Annotated in this window: 17 protein-coding genes; 8 read left to right on the forward strand and 9 right to left on the reverse strand. The window is 56.7% G+C overall.

All coding sequences use genetic code 11. The features are described from left to right. Positions 1 to 33: 33 nt before the first annotated feature. The 3 genes from fhuC to fhuB are packed head-to-tail and all read left to right on the forward strand — an operon-like array spanning position 34 to position 3700. Positions 34 to 831 (forward strand): Fe3+-hydroxamate ABC transporter ATP-binding protein FhuC, encoded by a 798-nt coding sequence (fhuC, locus tag ACSEMK_RS10280; RefSeq protein ID WP_045390112.1) that lies wholly within the window; start codon positions 34 to 36, stop codon positions 829 to 831. Then, positions 831 to 1721 (forward strand): Fe(3+)-hydroxamate ABC transporter substrate-binding protein FhuD, encoded by an 891-nt coding sequence (fhuD, locus tag ACSEMK_RS10285; protein ID WP_213317273.1) that lies wholly within the window; start codon positions 831 to 833, stop codon positions 1719 to 1721. Before fhuC ends, fhuD begins: the two co-directional genes overlap by 1 nt. Then, complete coding sequence (gene fhuB / locus ACSEMK_RS10290) at positions 1718 to 3700, forward strand: Fe(3+)-hydroxamate ABC transporter permease FhuB (protein WP_411325684.1); 1983 nt, start codon at positions 1718 to 1720, stop codon at positions 3698 to 3700. The genes fhuD and fhuB overlap by 4 nt, the downstream gene beginning before the upstream one ends. 134 nt (positions 3701 to 3834) lie before the next feature. Here fhuB and hemL read toward each other — a convergent pair whose 3' ends face one another. After that, on the reverse strand, positions 3835 to 5115 hold the full coding sequence (hemL, locus tag ACSEMK_RS10295) for a glutamate-1-semialdehyde 2,1-aminomutase (protein WP_435336461.1): 1281 nt from the start codon (positions 5113 to 5115) through the stop codon (positions 3835 to 3837). 179 nt (positions 5116 to 5294) lie between these two features. Here hemL and clcA point away from each other — a divergent pair, with 179 nt between their 5' ends. After that, complete coding sequence (gene clcA, locus ACSEMK_RS10300; protein ID WP_113374436.1) at positions 5295 to 6713, forward strand: H(+)/Cl(-) exchange transporter ClcA; 1419 nt, start codon at positions 5295 to 5297, stop codon at positions 6711 to 6713. Positions 6714 to 6794: 81 nt separating this feature from the next. Beyond that, positions 6795 to 7139, forward strand: a complete 345-nt coding sequence (gene erpA / locus ACSEMK_RS10305) for an iron-sulfur cluster insertion protein ErpA (RefSeq protein WP_008807363.1) — start codon at positions 6795 to 6797, stop codon at positions 7137 to 7139. A gap of 79 nt (positions 7140 to 7218) precedes the next feature. On the opposite strand, the gene ACSEMK_RS10310 is transcribed toward erpA, so the two are convergent. Genes ACSEMK_RS10310 through mtnN form a run of 3 tightly spaced genes read right to left on the reverse strand, consistent with a single transcriptional unit; the run spans position 7219 to position 9368 of the window. After that, on the reverse strand, positions 7219 to 7842 hold the full coding sequence (locus tag ACSEMK_RS10310; protein ID WP_087860849.1) for a TRIC cation channel family protein: 624 nt from the start codon (positions 7840 to 7842) through the stop codon (positions 7219 to 7221). 34 nt (positions 7843 to 7876) lie between these two features. After that, positions 7877 to 8677 carry a vitamin B12 ABC transporter substrate-binding protein BtuF gene (gene btuF / locus ACSEMK_RS10315; protein ID WP_087860848.1) on the reverse strand — a complete coding sequence of 267 codons (801 nt, stop codon included), beginning with the start codon at positions 8675 to 8677 and terminating at the stop codon, positions 7877 to 7879. Then, complete coding sequence (gene mtnN, locus ACSEMK_RS10320; RefSeq protein WP_015704439.1) at positions 8670 to 9368, reverse strand: 5'-methylthioadenosine/S-adenosylhomocysteine nucleosidase; 699 nt, start codon at positions 9366 to 9368, stop codon at positions 8670 to 8672. The genes btuF and mtnN overlap by 8 nt, the downstream gene beginning before the upstream one ends. Before the next feature lie 83 nt (positions 9369 to 9451). Here mtnN and dgt point away from each other — a divergent pair, with 83 nt between their 5' ends. From dgt to ACSEMK_RS10335, 3 genes are all read left to right on the forward strand, one after another. Then, the gene (gene dgt / locus ACSEMK_RS10325; RefSeq protein ID WP_435336467.1) at positions 9452 to 10966 is read left to right on the forward strand and encodes a dGTPase; all 1515 of its coding nucleotides are present in this window, start codon (positions 9452 to 9454) and stop codon (positions 10964 to 10966) included. Between the two features lie 141 nt (positions 10967 to 11107). After that, on the forward strand, positions 11108 to 12541 hold the full coding sequence (gene degP, locus ACSEMK_RS10330; protein ID WP_087860846.1) for a serine endoprotease DegP: 1434 nt from the start codon (positions 11108 to 11110) through the stop codon (positions 12539 to 12541). Positions 12542 to 12716: 175 nt separating this feature from the next. After that, complete coding sequence (locus ACSEMK_RS10335; protein WP_087860845.1) at positions 12717 to 13874, forward strand: CdaR family transcriptional regulator; 1158 nt, start codon at positions 12717 to 12719, stop codon at positions 13872 to 13874. A 37-nt stretch (positions 13875 to 13911) separates the two neighbouring features. On the opposite strand, the gene ACSEMK_RS10340 is transcribed toward ACSEMK_RS10335, so the two are convergent. From ACSEMK_RS10340 to map, 5 genes are all read right to left on the reverse strand, one after another. Further along, complete coding sequence (locus ACSEMK_RS10340) at positions 13912 to 16899, reverse strand: putative mucin/carbohydrate-binding domain-containing protein (protein WP_430914852.1); 2988 nt, start codon at positions 16897 to 16899, stop codon at positions 13912 to 13914. 196 nt (positions 16900 to 17095) lie between these two features. Beyond that, positions 17096 to 17482, reverse strand: a complete 387-nt coding sequence (locus tag ACSEMK_RS10345; RefSeq protein WP_015368173.1) for a DUF3461 family protein — start codon at positions 17480 to 17482, stop codon at positions 17096 to 17098. 107 nt (positions 17483 to 17589) lie between these two features. Further along, entirely contained in the window at positions 17590 to 18414 is an 825-nt protein-coding gene (dapD, locus tag ACSEMK_RS10350) for a 2,3,4,5-tetrahydropyridine-2,6-dicarboxylate N-succinyltransferase (RefSeq protein WP_015368172.1), read from the reverse strand. 31 nt (positions 18415 to 18445) lie between these two features. Further along, a complete protein-coding gene (gene glnD, locus ACSEMK_RS10355) occupies positions 18446 to 21109 on the reverse strand; it encodes a bifunctional uridylyltransferase/uridylyl-removing protein GlnD (RefSeq protein ID WP_430914853.1) in 2664 nt (887 codons plus the stop codon). A gap of 57 nt (positions 21110 to 21166) precedes the next feature. Further along, positions 21167 to 21961, reverse strand: coding sequence for a type I methionyl aminopeptidase (gene map / locus ACSEMK_RS10360; protein ID WP_045376596.1), 795 nt, complete (start codon positions 21959 to 21961; stop codon positions 21167 to 21169). Between the last annotated feature and the right edge of the window lie 15 nt (positions 21962 to 21976).

A 21976-nucleotide genomic window follows, 5' to 3' on the forward strand; every position in this document is an offset into this window, starting at 1 on the left:
GCGGTTCGCTGCGCCCAATATCAGGTTGTTGCTATGCAGGAACAGACTCCGCACTCTGAGACGACGTTTGCGTTAAATCGCGTGACCTTTCGCGTGCCTGGCCGCACGCTGCTTCATCCCCTTTCGTTGACCTTCCCGGCAGGAAAAGTCACTGGCCTGATAGGCCATAACGGTTCCGGCAAATCCACGTTACTGAAAATGCTTGGCCGCCATCAGCCGCCTTCCGAAGGCGATGTGCTGCTGGACGGCCAGCCGCTGGACAGCTGGAGCAGCAAGGCGTTTGCCCGCAAAGTGGCCTATCTGCCGCAGCAGCTGCCGGCGGCGGAAGGGATGACGGTGCGCGAGCTGGTGGCGATTGGCCGCTATCCGTGGCACGGCGCGCTGGGGCGCTTCGGCGTGGCGGATCGCGAAAAAGTAGAAGAGGCGATTGCACTGGTGGGGCTGAAACCGCTGGCGCATCGGCTGGTGGACAGTCTTTCCGGCGGCGAGCGCCAGCGCGCGTGGATCGCCATGCTGGTGGCGCAGGACAGCCGCTGTTTGCTGCTTGATGAACCGACGTCGGCGCTGGATATCGCCCACCAGGTCGATGTGCTGGCGCTGGTGCATCGTCTCAGCCAGCAGCGCGGCCTGACGGTGATCGCGGTCCTGCACGATATTAATATGGCCGCCCGCTATTGCGATTATCTGGTCGCGCTGCGCGGCGGTGAAATGATCGCCCAGGGGACGCCCGCGGAGCTGATGCGCAGCGAAACGCTGGAGCAAATCTACGGCATCCCGATGGGGATCCTGCCGCACCCGGCGGGCGCAGCGCCGGTAAGTTTTGTCTATTGATGGAAAATTCGAACTTCTTCTCACGCCGGCGCCTGTTGACGGCAATGGCGCTGTCGCCGCTGCTGTGGCAGATGCGTGGCGCGCTGGCGGCGAACGTTGACCCGCAGCGCGTCGTCGCGCTGGAGTGGCTGCCGGCCGAACTGCTGCTGGCGCTCGGCGTTACGCCCTACGGCGTGGCAGACATTCCCAACTATAACCTGTGGGTCAATGAGCCGGCGTTACCCGCCTCGGTGATTGATGTCGGCCTGCGCACTGAACCCAATCTTGAATTACTGACGCAGATGAAACCGTCGTTTATCGTCTGGTCGGCAGGCTATGGCCCGTCGCCGGAAAAGCTGGCGCGTATCGCGCCCGGTCGCGGTTTCACCTTCAGCGACGGCAAACGGCCGCTGGCGATGGCTCAGCGTTCGCTGCTGGAAATGGCCGATCTGCTGGGTAAACAGCAGCAGGCGAAGCGCCATCTGGCGGAGTTCGACGCGTTGATGGAAAGCCTGCGTCCGCGATTTGCCGACCGTGGCGATCGCCCGCTGCTGATGATTTCGCTACTTGATGCCCGACATGTGCTGGTATTCGGCGAGAACTGCCTGTTCCAGGAAGTGCTCGATCGTTTTGGCATCAAAAACGCCTGGCGCGGTGAAGCGGCATTCTGGGGCAGTATCACCGTAGGCATCGATCGGCTGGCGGAATTTAAAGAGGCCGATGTTATCTGTTTCGATCACGGCAACGAACGGGAGATGGCCCAACTGATGGCGACCCCGCTGTGGCAGGCGATGCCTTTCGTGCGCGCGGGGCGTTTCCAGCGTCTTCCAGCGGTGTGGTTCTATGGCGCGACGCTGTCGGCGATGCATTTCGCCCGCGTACTGGCCGATGCGCAGGGGAGGGCGGTATGAAGGCGCGTTTCTCGCCGTTAGCCATTATCCTGTTGGTCGTGTTGCTGGTTGCCGCTTTCGCGCTGAGCATCATCAACCTTCAGGTTGCTTTACCTTACGCGCAGTGGCGTCAGGCGCTGTGGCAGCCGGATGGCGATAATATCGCCCAGATGCTGTTCCATTACAGCTTGCTGCCGAGGCTGGCTGTATCGTTGCTGGTCGGCGCCGGACTGGGGCTCGTTGGCGTACTGTTCCAGCAGGTGCTGCGTAACCCGCTGGCGGAGCCGACCACGCTCGGCGTCGCCACCGGCGCGCAGCTTGGAATGACGGTGACGACGTTATGGGCGATCCCAGGCGTGCTGGCGTCGCAGTTTGCCGCGCTGGCAGGCGCTTGCCTGGTCGGCGCGCTGGTGTTCGGCGTCTCGTGGGGCAAACGTCTGTCGCCGGTGACGCTGATTCTGGCCGGCCTGGTGGTGAGTCTCTATTGCGGCGCGGTCAATCAGCTGATGGTGATTTTCCATCACGACCAGCTGCAAAGCATGTTCCTGTGGAGTACCGGTACGCTGACGCAGACCGACTGGAGCGTGGCGCAGCGCCTGTGGCCGCAGCTGCTTGGCGGCGCGATGTTGACGCTGCTGTTGCTACGCCCGTTAACGTTGATGGGGCTGGATGATGGCGTGGCGCGGAATCTCGGGCTGGCGCTCTCTCTGGCGCGCCTTGGCGTCTTGACCCTGGCGATAGTAATAAGCGCGCTGCTGGTCAACGCGGTCGGTATTATCGGCTTTATCGGTCTGTTCGCGCCGCTGCTGGCGAAAATGCTCGGCGCCCGCCGCCTGCTATCGCGGCTGGTGCTGGCGGCGCTACTTGGCGCGTTGATCCTGTGGCTTTCCGACCAAATTATTCTCTGGCTCAGCCGGGTATGGCGGGAGGTGTCGACCGGGTCAGTCACCGCGCTGATTGGCGCGCCTTTATTACTGTGGCTGCTGCCGCGGCTGCGTAGCATCAGCGCACCGGTGATGAATGGCGGCGATAAAGCGCTGATTGAGCGCCGCAACGTGCAGTGGTTCGCGCTGGGCGGATTGGCGCTGATGCTGTTGGCGGTAACCGCCGCGCTGACCTTTGGCCGCGATGCGCAGGGGTGGCAGTGGGCCAGCGGCGATCTGCTGGAGCAATTGATGCCCTGGCGCTGGCCGCGGGTGTTCTCGGCGCTGTTCGCCGGGGTGATGCTGGCCGTCGCGGGTTGCATTATTCAACGCCTGACCGGTAACCCGATGGCCAGCCCGGAAGTGCTGGGTATCAGTTCTGGCGCGGCGTTTGGCGTGGTATTGATGCTGTTCTTTGTGCCGGGCAACGCCTTTATCTGGCTGCTGCCAGCCGGCAGTCTTGGCGCGGCGGCGACGCTGCTGGTTATCCTGGTTGCCGCCGGGCGCGGGGGATTCTCGCCGCACCGGATGTTGCTGGCGGGGATGGCGTTGAGTACCGCCTTCACCATGCTATTGATGATGTTGCAGGCCAGCGGCGATCCGCGAATGGCGCAGATCCTGACGTGGATGTCCGGTTCGACCTATAGCGCGACGCCGGAGATGGTGCTGCGTAGCGGGGTGGTAATGCTGGCGCTATTGGCGCTGGTGCCGCTCTGCCGCCGCTGGCTGACCATCCTGCCGCTCGGCGGCGAGGCGGCGCGAGCGGTGGGAATGGCGTTGACGCCATCGCGTATTGGGTTGCTGCTGCTGGCGGCGAGCCTGACGGCAACGGCGACGCTAACCATTGGGCCGTTAAGTTTCGTTGGTTTAATGGCGCCGCACATTGCGAGGATGATGGGATTCCGCCGGACGATGCCGCATATGGTGATTTCCGGGCTGATTGGCGGGATGCTGCTGGTGTTCGCCGACTGGTGCGGGCGAATGATCATGTTCCCTTACCAAATCCCGGCAGGTTTGTTATCGACGTTTATCGGCGCGCCGTATTTTATCTATTTGTTGAGAAAGCAGAGCCGCTAACGATCCCGATAGCCTCAACATCCCCGGTGGCGCTAGCGCCACCGGGGCTACAGTGCTGCTCGATTTGGTAGCCCGGAGAAGGCGCAATGCGCCGCCTCCGGGAAAATCCCTGCGCCACCAGGCATTCAAGTACCTTACAGCTTGGCAAACACCCGACGCGCGGCGTCGATAGTGTTGTTGATATCCTCTTCGCTATGGGCGACGGACATAAAGCCGGCTTCAAACGCCGACGGGGCGAGGTAAACCCCTTCTTCCAGCATCAGGTGGAAGAAACGCTTGAAACGTTCAACATCGCACTTCACCACGTCCTGATAGCAGGTGACGGTTTCGGCATCGGTAAAGAAGATACCGAACATGCCGCCGACATTATTCACCACCAGCGGGATCCCGGTTTCGCGCGCCGCGTTCAGCAGGCCATCCGCCAGTTGATTGGTCAGCTCGGTCAGGGTTTCATGCACGCCCGGCTGCGCCACTTCGCTTAAGCAGGCGAAGCCTGCGGCCATGGCGATAGGGTTGCCTGACAGCGTACCTGCCTGGTATACCGGACCGGTCGGCGCCAGCGCGTCCATGACCTCGCGGCGGCCGCCGAAAGCGCCCACCGGCATACCGCCGCCGATGATTTTACCCAGACAGGTCAGATCCGGCTCCACGCCGTAATAAGACTGGGCGCCGGCCAGCGCGACGCGGAAGCCGGTCATCACTTCGTCAATAATCAGCAACGCGCCGAATTCGTCACACAGCGCGCGCAGGCCTGGCAGGAACTCCGGCTGCGGCGGAATGCAGTTCATATTACCGGCCACCGGTTCGACGATAATACAGGCGATATCCTGCGGATACTGCTCAAACGCCGCGCGAACCGAAGCAAGATCGTTATAGGTGCAGGTCAGGGTATGCTTCGCGAAATCGGCCGGTACGCCCGGCGAGTTCGGCTGGCCGAGGGTCAGCGCACCGGAGCCGGCTTTCACCAGCAGGCAGTCGGCATGGCCGTGGTAGCATCCTTCAAACTTGATGATTTTGTCGCGGCCGGTGAAGCCGCGCGCCAGGCGAATGGCGCTCATGGTGGCTTCGGTGCCGGAGTTTACCATGCGCACCATATCCATGGTCGGTACCAGTTCAGTAACCAGTTCCGCCATTTTGACTTCCATTTCGGTTGGCGCGCCGAAGCTTAACCCGCGCTCTGCCGCTTCAATCACCGCGTTACGAATGGCCGGGTGGTTGTGACCCAGCACCATTGGGCCCCAGGAACCGACATAATCGATATAAGCTTTACCATCGACATCGTACAGGTAGGCGCCATCCGCACGTTCAATAAACACCGGGGTGCCGCCGACGCCAGTAAAGGCGCGGACCGGCGAGTTGACGCCGCCGGGGATAAGTTCGCGGGCGGCGTTATACAGATTTTCAGATTTGCTCATGGCCAGGATCCTGGTTCGTGAATAAAGTTATCGGGTTATTCTAAGTTATTCCATGAAGGTTATGAAAGTTTTGCCCAATTGAAACATTAAGTAGACGAAACAATTTTTTGGCGACGCGCGGCGCGGAGGCGGCTAGAATGCCTCTCTTCTCATTTGTATTACCAATAAATGATAATGGCATGAAAGCAGAAACTCCCTCTTTTGAAGCACATCAGTTTGTTCGCGTGCGCCGTAGCGATGCGGTCCGCCGGTTAATTCAACGCGACAAAACGCCGCTGGCGGTATTGTTGATGGCGGCGGTAGTCGGCACGCTGGCCGGGCTGGTGGGCGTGGCGTTTGAAAAGAGCGTGAACTGGGTACAGAACCAGCGAATTGGCGCCCTGGTGCAGGTGGCGGACCACTGGTACCTCGTCTGGCCGCTGGCCTTTATCCTGTCGGCGCTGCTGGCGATGGTCGGTTATTTTCTGGTGCGCCGCTTTGCGCCGGAAGCCGGCGGTTCCGGGATTCCGGAAATCGAAGGCGCGCTGGAAGAGCTGCGCCCGGTACGCTGGTGGCGCGTGCTGCCGGTAAAATTCATCGGCGGCATGGGAACCCTGGGCGCCGGGATGGTGCTGGGGCGCGAAGGGCCGATGGTGCAGCTTGGTGGTAATATTGGGCGCATGGTGGTGGATGTGTTTCGTCTGCGCAGCCCGGAAGCGCGGCACACGCTGTTGGCTACCGGTGCGGCATCGGGCCTCTCCGCGGCCTTCAACGCGCCGCTGGCGGGGATCCTGTTTATCATCGAAGAGATGCGCCCGCAGTTCCGATACAATCTGATTTCGATTAAAGCCGTGTTTACCGGCGTGATCATGTCGAGCATTGTATTTCGCATTTTTAACGGCGAAGGGGCGATTATCGAAGTCGGCAAACTCAGCAATGCGCCGGTGAATACCCTGTGGTTGTATCTGGTGCTGGGCATGATCTTCGGTTGTTTCGGGCCATTGTTTAATGCTCTGGTGCTGCGGACGCAGGATATGTTCCAGCGCCTCCATGGCGGCAATATCAAAAAATGGGTGTTGATTGGCGGGCTTATCGGCGGGCTGTGCGGCCTGCTGGGTCTGATGCAGCCGACCGCGGTGGGCGGCGGTTTTAACCTTATCCCGATCGCCGCTGCCGGCAACTTCTCGGTTGGGCTGCTGCTGTTCATTTTTATTGCGCGTGTCATCACCACGTTGCTGTGCTTCTCTTCCGGCGCGCCGGGGGGGATTTTCGCTCCGATGCTGGCGCTCGGCACGCTGCTGGGGACGGCATTCGGCATGGCTGCCATCCCGCTGTTTCCGTCCTATCATCTGGATGCCGGTACCTTCGCTATCGCCGGGATGGGGGCGTTGCTGGCGGCTTCGGTACGCGCCCCGCTTACCGGGATTGTGCTGGTGCTGGAGATGACCGATAACTATCAGCTCATTTTGCCAATGATTATTACTTGCCTTGGGGCAACACTATTGGCGCAGTTCCTCGGCGGTAAACCTTTGTATTCGACCATTCTGCAGCGTACCCTGGCGAAACAGAAGGCCGAAGAGGCGGCGAAAGCGCAGCAGGTACCCCGGGAGAATACTTGAACGATTTACCAGGGTATTAGATAATGGCTCAAAAGGTCCGGTTATTCTTTAATCGGCCGGAAGTATCAATGGGAGCAAAAAATGAGTGATGACGTAGCGTTGCCGCTGGAGTTCACCGAAGCCGCAGCGAACAAAGTAAAACATCTGATTGCGGATGAAGACAATCCGAACCTGAAACTGCGCGTGTACATCACCGGCGGCGGTTGCAGCGGTTTCCAGTATGGCTTCACCTTTGACGATCAGGTCAACGAAGGCGATATGACTATCGAGAAACAGGGTGTCGGCCTGGTGGTTGACCCAATGAGCCTGCAGTATCTGGTTGGCGGCGCCGTCGACTATACCGAAGGTCTGGAAGGTTCGCGTTTCATCGTGACCAACCCGAATGCGAAAAGCACCTGCGGCTGCGGCTCCTCGTTCAGCGTTTAAAGGTAGTCACACTAGCTCTTTGCCACAGAGAGCAACGAATACGAAAAACGGTAACCATGAGGTTACCGTTTTGCTTTTATTACCGTCCGTTATCATCCAACGCAAAGGTCGGCAGCTTGAGGTGCCAGCGAATCGCCGCCAGGCGTATTACCAGCGTCACCACCATGCCTAACATCGCCGAGTTTTCCAGCGACAGCTGAAAGGTGTAGTGCGCCGTCGCGTGCACGATACCGCCGACAATGCAGGCGGTGGCATAGATTTCGGTGCGCAGAATCATCGGAATTTCTCGCGCCAGCACGTCGCGGATAATCCCGCCGCCGACGCCGGTGACCACGCCCATGCAAATAGCTACCAGCGGGCCGGTATGGGCAATAAAGGCTTTATTCACGCCGATGCCGACAAACACCGCCAGGCCGACGGCATCTAATACCGGCAGTACCCATTTCGGCATGCGCCGCGGCTGGCGTACCAGCAGAATCGTTAACATACTGGTGACCATCGCCACGACCAGATCGGTAGGGTCCTTAACCCAGAACACCGGGCCATTGGCCAGCGCCATATCGCGGATCGTCCCGCCGCCCACGGCGGTAACCACGCCTAATACCAGCACGCCGAAAGGGTCCATGCGTAATTTTCCCGCCAGCAATACGCCGGAGATAGCAAATACGGCTGTGCCAATAATATCCAGCCAATAGACAAGCATCGTCAGTTCCCGCTATAAGCCTGCTGCCAGGCGGTTATTTTACCTGCTCAAGCGCAGTACAGAGTTGTTTTGCGGCAAGGATAATACGTGGGCCCGCGCGTTCAAACCAGTCGCTATGTAAGGCGATGAGCGAAATTGTGAGCTGATTTTGCCAATAGCGATCCACGGCGGGGATTTTACTGGCGTCGCCGGTGATGACGATAGCCTGCGGATGCCGTGACAGCACCTGTTCGCGGCTGACCTGCGGCCAGGGAACGCGGCTGGCGGCAAAAATATTTTCTCCGCCGCACAGGCTCAATACTTGATTCTGGATCGAGGCGCTGTTGCTGGTGAACAGCGGGTTGGCGCCGAACTGCAAAAATACGCGCTTTTTCGGCACGGTGGCATAGCGGGCTTTTAGCGCCTGGTAATCGTCTTGCATCGCCTGCGCGGCCTGACGGGCTTTTTCCGGCTGCGGGCTCCACGGCGCCAGCATCCGCAGAGCGCTAATGATTTGCTCAATCGAACCCGTTTCGACCCAGATAACCTTGATTCCCAGTGAACTGAGCTGATTGACCTGGCGTTCGGCATTGCCGCCGCGCCACGCCAGCACCAGATCGGGCTTCAGAGCGACAATACGTTCAAGGTTCATTCCCTGCCAGCTGGCGACTTGTTCGATTTTAGCCGCGGCGGGAGGGTAGTCGGAATAACTGCTGACGCCGACCGGCGTAATGCCGGCAGCAAAGGCCAATTCGGTGTTGGCCGGGGAGAGCGTCACCACCCGCGGCGCGGCGAAAAGCCACGCCGGGGCGAGTAACAGCAGGGCGGTTAACGCCTTCTGTAGCGACTTAGCCACGCGCCAGGTTCTGCACCAGATTTTCCACCATCAGGGTGGACTGCTTGGCGGCAACGGCGAGGAACTCGTCGAAGCTGAGATGCGACTGCTGGTCAGCGACGTCAGAGATTGCTCGTACCACCACAAATGGAATACTGAAGTTATGGCAGACGTGGGCGATGGCAGTCGCTTCCATCTCTACGGCAACGGCCTGCGGGAAGTTGTGGCGGATTTTCGCCAGCCCTACCGAGCCGTTGATGAATGCGTCACCGCTGACGATCAGCCCGCGAACGGCGTTGAGATTCAGCGCTTTGATGCAGGTTTCCGCGGCGGCAATCAGTTTGTCATCAGCTTTGAAACCCGCCGGACAGCCCGGCAGTTGGCCGTATTCATAGCCAAACGCGGTGACGTCGGCATCGTGATAACGCGCTTCGTCAGAGACCACGATGTCGCCGACTTTCAGCGTCGGCGCCAGACCGCCCGCGGAACCGGTATTGATAATCACATCCGGCTTGCAGCGCTCCAGCAACAGGGTCGCGCCCATGGCGGCTGCCACTTTACCAATGCCGGATTTCAGCAGAGCAACCTCGGTACCGTGAAGTTGGCCGGTGTAGATTTCGCTACCGCCGATAGAGATAGTCTGGCGGTTCTCGATTTTGTCGCGCAGAAGAGTAACTTCCTCTTCCATGGCGCCAATAATGCCAATTTTCATAGATTTACTCGCGATATGTCAGGATTAGCTGCATAGTCTATCATGCGCTTAAGGGGAAGCGTATTGCTCGCGCGGGAGAGGCTATGGCAAATATTGATTTTCGCAACAAGATTCACTGGCGTCGGCGCTACCGTTCGCCGCAGGGGGTAGAGACGGAACGCGAGATCCTGCGGGTGTTTGAAAGCGATCGCGGGCGCATTATCAATTCTCCGGCTATCCGGCGGCTGCAGCAAAAAACCCAGGTCTTTCCACTTGAGCGCAACGCGGCGGTCCGCACACGTCTCACCCATTCGCTCGAAGTCCAGCAGGTCGGGCGCTACATCGCCAAAGAGGTGCTAAGCCGCCTGAAGGAGCAAAAGCTGCTGGAACGCTACGGTCTGGATGAACTGAGCGGCCCGTTTGAAAGCGTGGTGGAGATGGCCTGCCTGATGCACGATATCGGCAATCCACCATTTGGCCATTTTGGCGAAGCGGCAATTAACGATTGGTTCAGCAAACGGCTAGCGCCGAAAGATGCCGCCAGCCAGCCGTTAAGCCAGGATCGCTGCCAGGTTGACGCGCTGCGTCTGCACGACGGCGAAGGGTTGCTCAACGAACTGCGGCGTAAAGTGCGTCAGGATTTGTGCTGCTTTGAAGGTAATGCGCAGGGGATCCGGCTGGTGCACACGCTGATGCGTATGAATCTGACCTGGACCCAGGTCGGCTGTATCCTCAAATATACGCGACCGGCGTGGTGGCGGGGAGAGACGCCAGCCAGCCATAGCTATTTAATGAAAAAGCCTGGTTATTATTTAGCCGAAGAAGAGTATATCGCGCGGCTGCGTAAAGAATTGGATCTGGCGCCTTACAATCGTTTCCCATTAACGTGGATTATGGAAGCTGCCGATGATATCTCATATTGTGTTGCTGACCTCGAAGATGCGGTGGAAAAAAGGATATTCAGCGTGGAGCAATTGTATCAGCATCTGTATGACGCATGGGGCGTTCATGAAAAAGGATCGCTGTTCGCACAAGTCGTAGAAAACGCGTGGGAGAAATCGCGCGCTAATTCACTCAGCCGCAGCACTGAAGATCAGTTCTTTATGTATTTACGGGTTAATACGCTGAATAAACTGGTGCCTTATGCGGCGCATCGATTTATCGAAAACTTACCGGCCATTTTTAGCGGCGACTTTAATCATGCGCTGTTAGAGGACGATAGTGATTGTAGTCAGCTACTTGAACTTTATAAAAACGTCGCCATAAAACAGGTGTTTAGCCATCCTGATGTTGAACAGCTGGAATTACAGGGCTACCGCGTTATCAGCGGGCTGTTGGATATCTACGAGCCACTGCTGAAATTATCGCTGGAGGAGTTCAGCCAATTGGTGGAACAAGAGCGGGTACGCAGTTTGCCTATTGCTTCGAGATTGTTCCAGAAACTCTCAACCCGACATCGGTTGGCTTATGTGGAGGCGGTAAATAAGCTTTCGCGCGATACCGAAGAATATCTCGTGCTGGAGTATTATTACCGTTGTCGATTGATTCAGGACTATATCAGCGGAATGACGGATTTGTATGCGTGGGATGAATATCGTCGTCTGATGGCGGTGGAATAAGTCTGAGTTTTGTAAAGACGGACAATAAATTTTTACTTTTACCGAAACTTAACTCTGGAACTTCGCGCTATAAAATGACTCTGAGAGTGCGTACACAGCAACTTTTTCGTTATCCGAAATTTGAAATTGAGATTGAAACCTATGAAAAAAACCACGTTAGCAATGAGTGCTCTGGCTCTGAGTTTAGGTCTGGCGTTGTCCCCGCTCTCTGCGAGCGCGGCTGAAACGGCTTCCTCGGCGACCACTGCGCAGCAGATGCCGAGCCTGGCGCCGATGCTGGAAAAAGTGATGCCGTCTGTGGTGAGCATCAACGTTGAAGGCAGCACGACTGTTAACACGCCGCGGATGCCGCGTAACTTCCAGCAGTTCTTCGGTGACAACTCGCCGTTCTGCCAGGACGGTTCGCCATTCCAGAGCTCCCCATTCTGTCAGGGCGGCGGCCAGGGCGCGCCTGGCGATAACGCGCAGCAGCAGAAATTTATGGCGCTCGGTTCCGGGGTCATCATTGATGCGGCCAAAGGCTACGTGGTGACCAACAACCATGTGGTCGATAATGCCACCACGATTAAAGTTCAGTTGAGCGATGGCCGTAAATTCGACGCGAAAGTCGTTGGTAAAGATCCGCGCTCCGACATCGCGCTGATTCAAATTCAGGATCCGAAGAACCTGACGGCGATTAAGCTTGCCGACTCTGACGCGCTGCGCGTCGGCGATTACACCGTGGCTATCGGTAACCCGTTTGGCCTCGGCGAAACCGTGACCTCCGGTATCGTCTCCGCATTGGGCCGTAGCGGCCTGAACGTGGAAAACTATGAAAACTTCATCCAGACCGATGCGGCTATTAACCGCGGTAACTCCGGCGGCGCGCTGGTGAATCTCAACGGTGAGCTGATCGGTATCAACACCGCGATCCTTGCACCGGACGGCGGCAACATCGGTATCGGCTTTGCTATCCCGAGCAACATGGTGAAAAACCTGACCGAGCAGATGGTCAAGTTTGGCCAGGTGAAACGCGGCGAACTGGGGATCATGGGTACCGAGCTGAACTCCGAGCTGGCGAAGGCGATGAAAGTCGATGCCCAGCGCGGCGCGTTCGTAAGCCAGGTGATGCCGGGCTCTGCGGCGGCGAAAGCGGGTATTAAAGCCGGCGACGTGATTACTACCCTGAACGGCAAGCCGATCAGCAGCTTCGCGGCGCTGCGTGCGCAGGTCGGTACGATGCCTATCGGCAGCAAAGTCGAGCTGGGCCTGCTGCGCGACGGCAAGCCGGTCAACGTTACCGTTGAACTGCAGCAGAGCAACCAGAACCAGGTTGACTCCAGCAGCATCTTTAACGGTATTGAAGGCGCGGAAATGAGCAACAAGGGCCAGGATAAAGGCGTGGTGGTGAGCAACGTGAAAGCGGGCACCCCGGCGGCGCAGATTGGTCTGAAGAAAGGCGACATCATTGTCGGCGCTAACCAGCAGCCGGTGAAAAACATCGCCGACCTGCGCAAAATCTTCGACGCGAAACCGTCTGTTCTGGCGCTCAATATTCAGCGTGGTGATACCTCTATCTACCTGCTGATGCAGTAACTGATACTAGCGTGAATGCCCCTTTCCCGGTAAGGGAAGGGGGCTTTTTTATTCTGCCCGCCGGTTCTGTGATTCCCGCCACAACTCCATACTTCTTTGTCATGCTTTGTGCATATGCACAGTGCGTCCTCTTCGTCACTCTTTTATGCTGATGCCCTGCTCAGGGGAGGGTTACATGGCTGGCTGGCATCTTGATACCAAAATGGCGCAGGATATCGTGGCGCGAACGATGCGCATCATTGATACCAATATTAACGTAATGGATGCCCGCGGGCGCATTATCGGCAGCGGCGATCGCGAGCGTATTGGTGAATTGCACGAAGGCGCGCTGCTGGTGCTATCGCAGGGACGGGTGGTTGATATTGATGATGCGGTTGCTCGCCATCTGCACGGCGTACGTCAGGGGATTAATTTGCCGCTGCGTCTTGAAGGGGAGATCGTCGGCGTAATTGGATTAACCGGCGAGCCCGAATCGCTGCGCAAGTATGGTGAGCTGGTGTGTATGACCGCGGAGATGATGCTCGAACAGTCGCGGCTGATGCATTTGCTGGCGCAGGACAGCCGCCTGCGTGAAGAACTGGTCATGAACCTGATTCAGGCTGAAGAAAATACCCCGGCGCTCAACGAGTGGGCGCAGCGACTGGGCATCGACCTCAATCAGCCGCGGGTGGTGGCGATGATTGAGGTCGATAGCGGCCAGCTTGGCGTCGATAGCGCGATGGCGGAATTGCAGCAGCTGCAGACGGCGCTGACCACGCCGGATCGCAACAACCTGGTGGCGATTGTCTCGCTGACCGAGATGGTGGTATTGAAACCAGCGTTAAATGCCTTTGGCCGCTGGGACGCCGATGACCACTGCAGGCGCGTTGAGCAACTGATTGCCCGTATGAAAGAGAACGGCCAGCTGCAGTTCCGCGTTGCGTTAGGTAATTTCTTTACCGGACCCGGCAGTATCGCACGTTCTTATCGGACCGCGCGCACGACGATGATGGTGGGTAAGCAGCGAATGCCGGAGAGCCGCAGCTATTTTTATCAGGATCTGATGCTGCCGGTGCTGCTGGATAGCCTGCGCGGCGGCTGGCAGGCCAATGAGCTGGCGCGCCCGCTGACGCGGCTGAAGGCGATGGATAACAACGGCCTGCTGCGCCGCACCTTGCAGGCATGGTTTCGTCATAACGTGCAGCCGCTGGCCACGTCAAAGGCGCTGTTTATTCATCGTAATACCCTGGAATATCGGCTCAATCGGATTTCGGAATTGACCGGGTTGGATCTCGGGAGTTTTGACGACCGTCTGCTGTTGTACATTGCATTGCAGCTGGATGAGCAACGCTAAAAACACTCCCGCCTGAGGCGGGAGTGGAAATGACGGACTACAGGCGCTGTAGCCCGCGAGCGGTCACTTGCCAGGTGACGGTATTGGACTGTTGCCAGCTATTGCCATTGAGCGGGTTAATAATAACGGAACGATTTCCCGCTTCGGCATGGAAGACTTCAATGGTATAGCCTTCCACCAGCATAGCGGTATCAACATAGTCGCCCAGCTGCGACGATCCTTTGATCGACTGACGATACACCACCGAACCGCGCGTATTGTAGACATTGACCGTGGCGTATGTGGTCGTAAAGTGCTTGTTCGGCATCACTGGACTCGCGGTAAAGGTCAGCAGACTGTTACCAATATCCAGCTCCATCGCGGCAAAGCACACGTCATCATCGCCAAGCAGCTGCCAGCTGAAGCAATCGCCATACAGCGCGGTGGCCTCCTGAGTTTCCTCTTCTGTACCAGCGGCTTCCTCATCCGGCACATCATGTGCGAGCGCAAAGGCTTCGAGACCCGTTTTCACCACGCGCCAGCGGTTATGTTGCTTAAGGGGGACGGCGTTTTGGGTTGTGCCATTCGTGGCGCTGGAGCGGAATGCTTCATCATGGAAAATATCGATGATCATCCCTTCCGCGAGAGCGATAGTTTCACTGTTTGCCAGATTGTTAGTTGCGCCGGCATAGCTGCGTTGATAAACGACCGTATCGTTCTCGTCGCTGACCGTAATGCTGGCATAAGTATGGGCGACGTAATACGAGTGCGGCGTACCGGCCCGCGTGGCGACCGTCATCGCGCGCTGTTTATTATCAATAACGATCTGGCAAAACTCGTTATTGCCCCGACCGCGGAGATTGAGCGTCACGCTTTTGCCCGTCAGCTCGCCAGGATCGTCATTAGCCAGGGGCAGGACATCGGCATAGGCTTTCAGCAAGCGGCTGCGTTGGGGTTCTTCAATATGAGGGAGCATCAGCCAGAGGTCGTTTTTACAGACGCACTCTTCCTGCGCTAGCAGCGAGGCCTGGCTCCGGATCGCCTGGGCGTTGTGCTCGAAAATAGCCTGTAAATCATCCGCCGGATTATTATTGAGGATAAAGTTATACAGACCATTATCATCAATGCGTATCAGCTGGTATTTCTCACGTGCGACCAGCGTTAAATATCCGAGAGAAGCTTTCAGCCGCCCAGGTTCCACGTGAGTAATGTACAGGTGATAGTGAGGACTGAATGGAATAACGACTTTTCCGGTGGCGCAATTGGTACCGGTCATGTTGCGTTCGAATACTTTTTCCCCACTGGCGGAAAGTACGTTTACCGCAGCATACAATGCCCCAGGGTAGTAGCTGTGCGGTGTAGAGCTGGTGACATTAAGAATAAGCTGCTGATTTTCGTAATCGATATCAAGGCGGGCGAAAGGCGCGTCACTAAGCCCTAAAAAGGTTATTCTCACGTTACGTTCGCTGGTATCGTTTTGTGGAATGTAGTTAACGGTAACCGCGTTGGCGCCTTCTTTTACGGTGAGATAGCTGATGTCCGGGCGATATTTTTGTGAACGACCTTTTGGAAGCTTAATCTGATACACGCCAATTGGCATCTCTTTCAGGGTCAGGGCGTCCCCATCAATAACCAGTGAATAATGGTTACCGCAATTATCCTTGATAGTCAGCGTCTGACCGTAAATTTGCTCCGGATGATCGATATTCAGCGTCAGGGTTAGCGTCCCCGTTTTACCTAATATTGCCAGCTCGCTGTTATCCACCAGCCAGAAGAAGGAATCCAGCCCTAACTGCTGGCGCGCGCTATCCCACTCGCTTTGCGGCAGAAAACGATACAGTGGATAGAGCGGTTTTGTCGCCAGTGAAACGATATTTTCCCGGGTGGCGTGCTTCAGCGTTAAACCGCAGAGATCGATAAACGGCGTCACATCATATCCCGCAGAGGTAGCAATGGCGGTTGCCAGCATATCGGCAAGCTGATGATCGGTCGGCTGGAAGCCATCGCTGTTGGCGAGTTGGCGATAATTCTGGTTAAAGACGCGGAAAGCGTTGGCGCCTGCTTTGAATAACATCAGCATCAGGAATTGCAGGCGAGGACGCAAACCCCAACTGGTGACCGGCGTCTTATCGGTAATATAGTTTATCAGCTGTGCTTCCTGCACGGCCAACTGCCCATAGTTGTATAACCAGCCATCGGTATAGAGATGATTATCCTGACTCAGCGTGAGCTGTTGATAAAAGGAGGCGTAAATATTGTTCCACACTTCGCTGACGGACAGCGTGGGATCTTGCATAAATTTACCCTGATAGCCGTGGCCAATTTCATGCAGGATAACCCACTGCGTGGCGACGTTATCCAGCCAGCCTTCGCCCACCGTTGCGGCGGTTTGCGCGCACCAGCTGCTATTATAATAGGCCGCGCCGACGCCATGTTTATCCGCCCGCAGAAAATAGCGGTTAGCAACATCCTGATTCCATTGTGAATCTGGATTATTGCTTAGCCCGGCCCACTCGTTATAGCAGGTGAAAAGGTGATTATAGAAACGGTGTAATGCCGCTAATCCCGCTTTCAGCGCATTATCGCGGTCGGCATAGGGTAGCAGCAGGTTGATAACATCCAAATCAATCAGCGCGAACGATGATTTATTATTCTCCCAGCCAAGGAAAAACGCCTCTTCAGATTGCCCTGATTTCCAGCTGGGGAGCGGTTTCGTCGTCGCGGGTTGCTGGTAAACCACGGAGAACTCGCAGGGGCTGTCGGTAAATAATGTATCGATAAAAGGGACGGAATCGACGGTGGTGCTGATCGTTTTCCAATTGGTGGTCAGGGCGCAGGTTTTCTCCAGCGCGGTATCGTCGCAGAGCAGGCGCAGGGTCGAGATGCCGTTGCTGAGATCGGTTTGTCGAATTTGCAGTACGGTATTGGCGGGTAGAATAAACCCCAGCGCCTGACGATCGTGCTGCCGCCCTTTTTCAAAACCGGCTTTATCCAGCCAGGGGGCCGATGGCAGGGTATAACATTTTTGTTCAATTTCCTGTGTCATAGAGCTATCTCCTTTTAAGCGGAAACTGAACATAAACGAAATGAAATTTTAAGTAATTCATATGGATAGGGTTGTGATGTGAAATGATGTCAGTGAGGGATAACTGAGGTTTGCTGATGGCGAAGATGATCTACGGCTAAGGAAACAGGGGATGGGGCAGGGGAAGAGGGCCAGTCGCTGGCCCTATCAGGCTGATTTATTTACGCGTCAGCTTTTCCAGATCGGCTTCAATTTCGCTGATCTTATTGGTGACCACGCTTTCCAGATGGCGCAAATCGTCAAGGATTTTACGCTTGAGGTCGATTTCAGTACGATCGCGCTGGCAGAGCTGATCCAGTTCGTCGATGACATAACGCAGGTTCGGGCTTATCTCCTGCACCTCTTTGTAGCCCTGACCGACGCCGTCGGCGACCACGGTTTTACGCTGGCGTGGGTATTTAAACTTCACGCTTTTGGCGAAGAATTCGCCTTTATCTTTCTGGAAATAGATCTTCAGGATGTCGTTGTTAGCTTCCTGGCGCAGGCTATAGCGATCGATTTCATCAGGATTGGTAATGCCAAGACTTTTCAGATTATCGTACATAACGGTACCTTTGATATCATCATAACCATTGAATAATTAACGAAAAAATCCATCTTCGCCAGCGTCAGATATAAAAAAAGCGGGATATCTCCCGCTTTTTGTTCTGCTTAGTCGATGGTGCGCAGCAGTTCGTTGATGCCGACCTTACCGCGGGTCTTCGCATCAACCTTTTTCACGATCACCGCACAGTACAGGCTGTATTTGCCATCTTTCGACGGCAGGTTGCCGGAAACGACAACCGAGCCCGCCGGCACGCGGCCGTAATGGACTTCACCGGTTTCGCGGTCGTAGATTTTGGTGCTCTGACCGATGTACACGCCCATGGAGATTACCGCGCCTTCTTCAACGATAACGCCTTCAACGATTTCAGAACGCGCGCCGATGAAGCAGTTATCTTCGATGATGGTCGGGTTAGCCTGCAGCGGTTCGAGAACGCCGCCGATGCCAACGCCGCCGGACAGGTGAACGTTTTTACCGATCTGCGCACAAGAGCCGACGGTGGCCCAGGTATCAACCATGGTGCCTTCATCAACGTAAGCGCCGATGTTGACGTAGGACGGCATCAGCACGGTATTGCGTGCGATGAACGCGCCCTGGCGGACGGCAGCCGGCGGCACTACGCGGAAGCCTTCTTTCTGGAAGCGCGCTTCGTCGTAGTCGGCGAATTTCATCGGAACTTTATCGAAGTAGCGGCTTTCCGCACCATCGATAACCTGGTTATCGTTAATACGGAAAGAGAGCAGTACCGCTTTCTTCAGCCATTGATGCGTTACCCACTGACCATCGATCTTCTCAGCGACGCGCAGCGCACCGGAATCCAGCAGGGCAATAACCTGGTTAACCGCTTCGCGGGTTACGGTATCCACATTTGCCGGCGTGATGTCGGCGCGACGCTCAAAGGCGGACTCAATAACGTTCTGTAACTGCTGCATTGTTTCTTTCCATTCACTTAAAAAAAATACGTTACCCTTTATCGTTTGGATTGAGGGCCTCTGTCAACCGTTGTTGCACTTCTTGTTGCAGCTCATTATTAAGGGCACGCCGGTCGGCGGTGGCGATTATAAATAAATCTTCTACTCGCTCACCAATTGTCGTAATTCGGGCTCCGTGAAGCGATATTCCGAGGTCGGCAAACACCTGGCCGACGCGGGCGAGCAGCCCTGGCTGATCGAGCGCAATGAGCTCAAGAAATGATTTTCTGTCGGTATGGGTCGGCAGAAAATTCACTTCAGTGGCGACGGAAAAGTGGCGCAGTTTCGCCGCCTGACGACGCGGGGCCGGCGGCTCCCAGCTGCGTTGGGTTATCGTCTGCTCTAGACCGTGACGAATCGCTTCGTGGCGATCGGCGGAAAGCGGGCTGCCGTCGGGTTCGAGGACGATAAAGGTATCCATCGCCATGCCATCGCGGGTGGTGAAGATCTGCGCATCGTGAACGCTGAGGTTGCGCCGATCCAGCTCGCCGCAGACGGCGGCGAACAGGTAAGGGCGGTCCGGACTCCAGATGAAGATCTCGGTGCCGCCGCGGGTGGCCCGTGAACTCAGCAGGATCATCGGCTTACTGAGATCGTGCTTCAGCAGGTTGCGGGCGTGCCAGGCGAGCTGATTCGGCGTGTGCCGCACAAAGTAGTTCGCCCGGCAGCGGTTCCAGATTTGGTGTAGCGCCTCTTCATTGATATTGTCCATGCGCAACAGCGCCAGCGCCTGCAGCTGATGGTGGCGTACGCGTTCGCGCATATCCGGCGTACTTTGCATACCGCGGCGCAGCTGTTTTTCGGTGGCGAAATAGAGCTCGCGTAGCAGGCTTTGCTTCCAGCTATTCCACAGCGTTTCGTTGGTGGCGCAGATATCGGCGACGGTCAGGCATACCAGATAGCGCAGTCGGTTTTCTGTCTGCACTTCTTCGGCAAACTGTTTAATGACCTCCGGGTCCTGAATATCGCGGCGCTGGGCGGTTACCGACATCAAGAGATGCTGGCGTACCAGCCAGGCGACCAGTTGCGTCTCCCGTGAATTGAGCCCGTGGAGCTCGGCGAATTTCAGCACGTCTTCGGCGCCGAGAATCGAATGGTCGCCGCCGCGGCCTTTAGCGATATCGTGAAACAGGGCGGCGATGAGGATAAGTTCAGGATGGGCCAGCCGCGGCCACAGCTCTACGCACAGCGGATGGCGGCTGCGGGTCTCTTCTTTCGCGAAGCTTTCCAGCTTTAACAAGACGCGTATGGTGTGTTCGTCGACGGTATAGGCGTGAAACAGGTCGAACTGCATCTGGCCGACAATATGCGACCACTGCGGCATATAGGCCCACAGCACGCTGTGGCGATGCATCGGCAGCAGACCGCGACTCACCGCGCCCTGATGGCGCAGCATGCTGAGGAAGAGGGTTCGCGCCTCCGGGATATAGCACAGCGGCTGCGTCAGGTGGCGGCGCGCGTGGCGCAGATGACGCAGGGTGGTGGAGTAAATACCGGTGATGCTGCTGTTACGCACCATAATAAAGAACATCCGCAGAATCGCCTGCGGCTCGCGCATAAACAGGGTATCGTCACGCAGGTCTATCAGGGTGCCGCGCAGTTGGAAATCATCATCAATAGGCCGCGGCTTTTCGTTCTCGGTTAGCGCGAGGATCGCCTCGTCAAACAGCTGCAGCAGCATGTTGTTGAGTTCGCTCACCCGGCGCGTAACGCGGAAGAAATCTTTCATCATGTGTTCGATCGGCTGATTACCTTCGCCTTCATAGCCGAGGCGGTGGGCGACATTCAGCTGGCGATCGAAAAGCAGGCGGTTATCGTAGCGATTCACTTCAAGGTGCAAAGCAAAACGGATGCGCCAGAGCTGGTGCAGGCACTCGTTAAGCTCGTTGCGCTCGGCTTCGGTGAGGAAGCCGAAACCGACCATTTCATCAAGCGAGGTAGCGCCGAAGTGGCGGCGGGCCACCCACTGCAGGGTATGTATATCGCGCAGGCCGCCGGGGCTGCTTTTGACGTCAGGCTCCAGGTTGTAACTGGTGCCGTGGTAGCGCTGATGACGGACATTCTGCTCGTCAACCTTGGCGGCGAAGAACTTTTCCGACGGCCAGAAGCCGTCGCTAAAAATATGTTTTTGCAGTTCAAGGAACAGCGCGACGTCGCCGATCAGCAGGCGGGATTCAATTAAATTGGTGGCGACGGTGAGATCCGAAAGTCCTTCCAGCAAACACTCTTCGAGGGTGCGCACGCTGTGACCCACCTCCAGCTTGACGTCCCACAATAGCGTCAGCAGTTCGCCGACCTTTTGCGCCTGGTCGTCCGGCAGCTTTTTGCGGCTGAGGATCAGTAGATCGACGTCGGAGAGCGGATGCAACTCGCCGCGACCATAGCCGCCGACGGCCACCAGCGCCAGGTCGCAGACGGAGTCAAAACCGTAGTCGACCCACAGCCGCTGCAGCAACTGGTCGATAAACTCGGTGCGCGCCTCGATGAGCCGCTCTGCGGCGATGCCGTTATCAAACGCCTCTCCGAGCCAGTGCTGGAAGGTATCGATGTGCGCCTTGATTGCGGCACAGTTCAGATCGCCCTGCGGCCAGCTCACGGGATGTTCCGGCGGGATGGGCAGAAGGGGGGAAGCTGTGTCAGGGAAAGAGTTGCTCATCGCGTCACCATAAGAAAAAGCTATCTAATAAAAAAGCCGGCGGGCGCCGGCTTTTCATTATGCATCGTGCGAGATTATCGCCGGGATGGTGTCATCCTTGCGTAGCGTCAGAATTTCGCAGCCGTTATCGGTTACCACAATAGTATGCTCGTACTGCGCAGACAAGCTACGGTCTTTGGTTTTCACCGTCCAGCCGTCCTTCATGCTGCGGATCTCTTTCTTACCGGCGTTGACCATCGGTTCGATGGTGAAGGTCATACCCGGCTTGAGCACCACGTCGGTTTCCGGCGAGTCATAGTGCAGTACCTGTGGTTCCTCGTGGAAGCCGCGGCCGATACCGTGCCCGCAGTATTCACGTACCACGGAGAAACCTTCCGCTTCGACGAATTTCTGGATCGCCGCGCCGATCGCGCGCAGGTTAATACCCGGTTTGACCATCTTCAGCGCCAGATAGAGGCTTTCCTGAGTGATGCGGCACAGGCGCTCGCCGAGGATAGTCGGTTTGCCGACGATGAACATTTTTGAGGTATCGCCGTGGAACTCATCTTTAATCACGGTCACGTCGATATTGACGATGTCGCCGTCTTTCAGCAGCTTGCCGTCATCCGGGATGCCGTGGCACACCACTTCATTAATAGAGATACAGACCGATTTCGGGAAGCCGTGATAGCCGAGGCAGGCGGAGACCGCTTTCTGCTCATTAACAATGTAGTCGTTGCAGATGCGATCCAGTTCGCCGGTGCTGACGCCAGGTTTGACGTAGGGTTCGATCATTTCCAGCACTTCGGCGGCCAGACGGCCGGCAACGCGCATTTTTTCGATGTCTTCAGATGTCTTGATAGAGATAGCCATGGAATATGTCCAGCA

Source organism: Klebsiella sp. K-3, from assembly GCF_051207495.1.
Classification (GTDB): domain Bacteria; phylum Pseudomonadota; class Gammaproteobacteria; order Enterobacterales; family Enterobacteriaceae; genus Klebsiella; species Klebsiella aerogenes.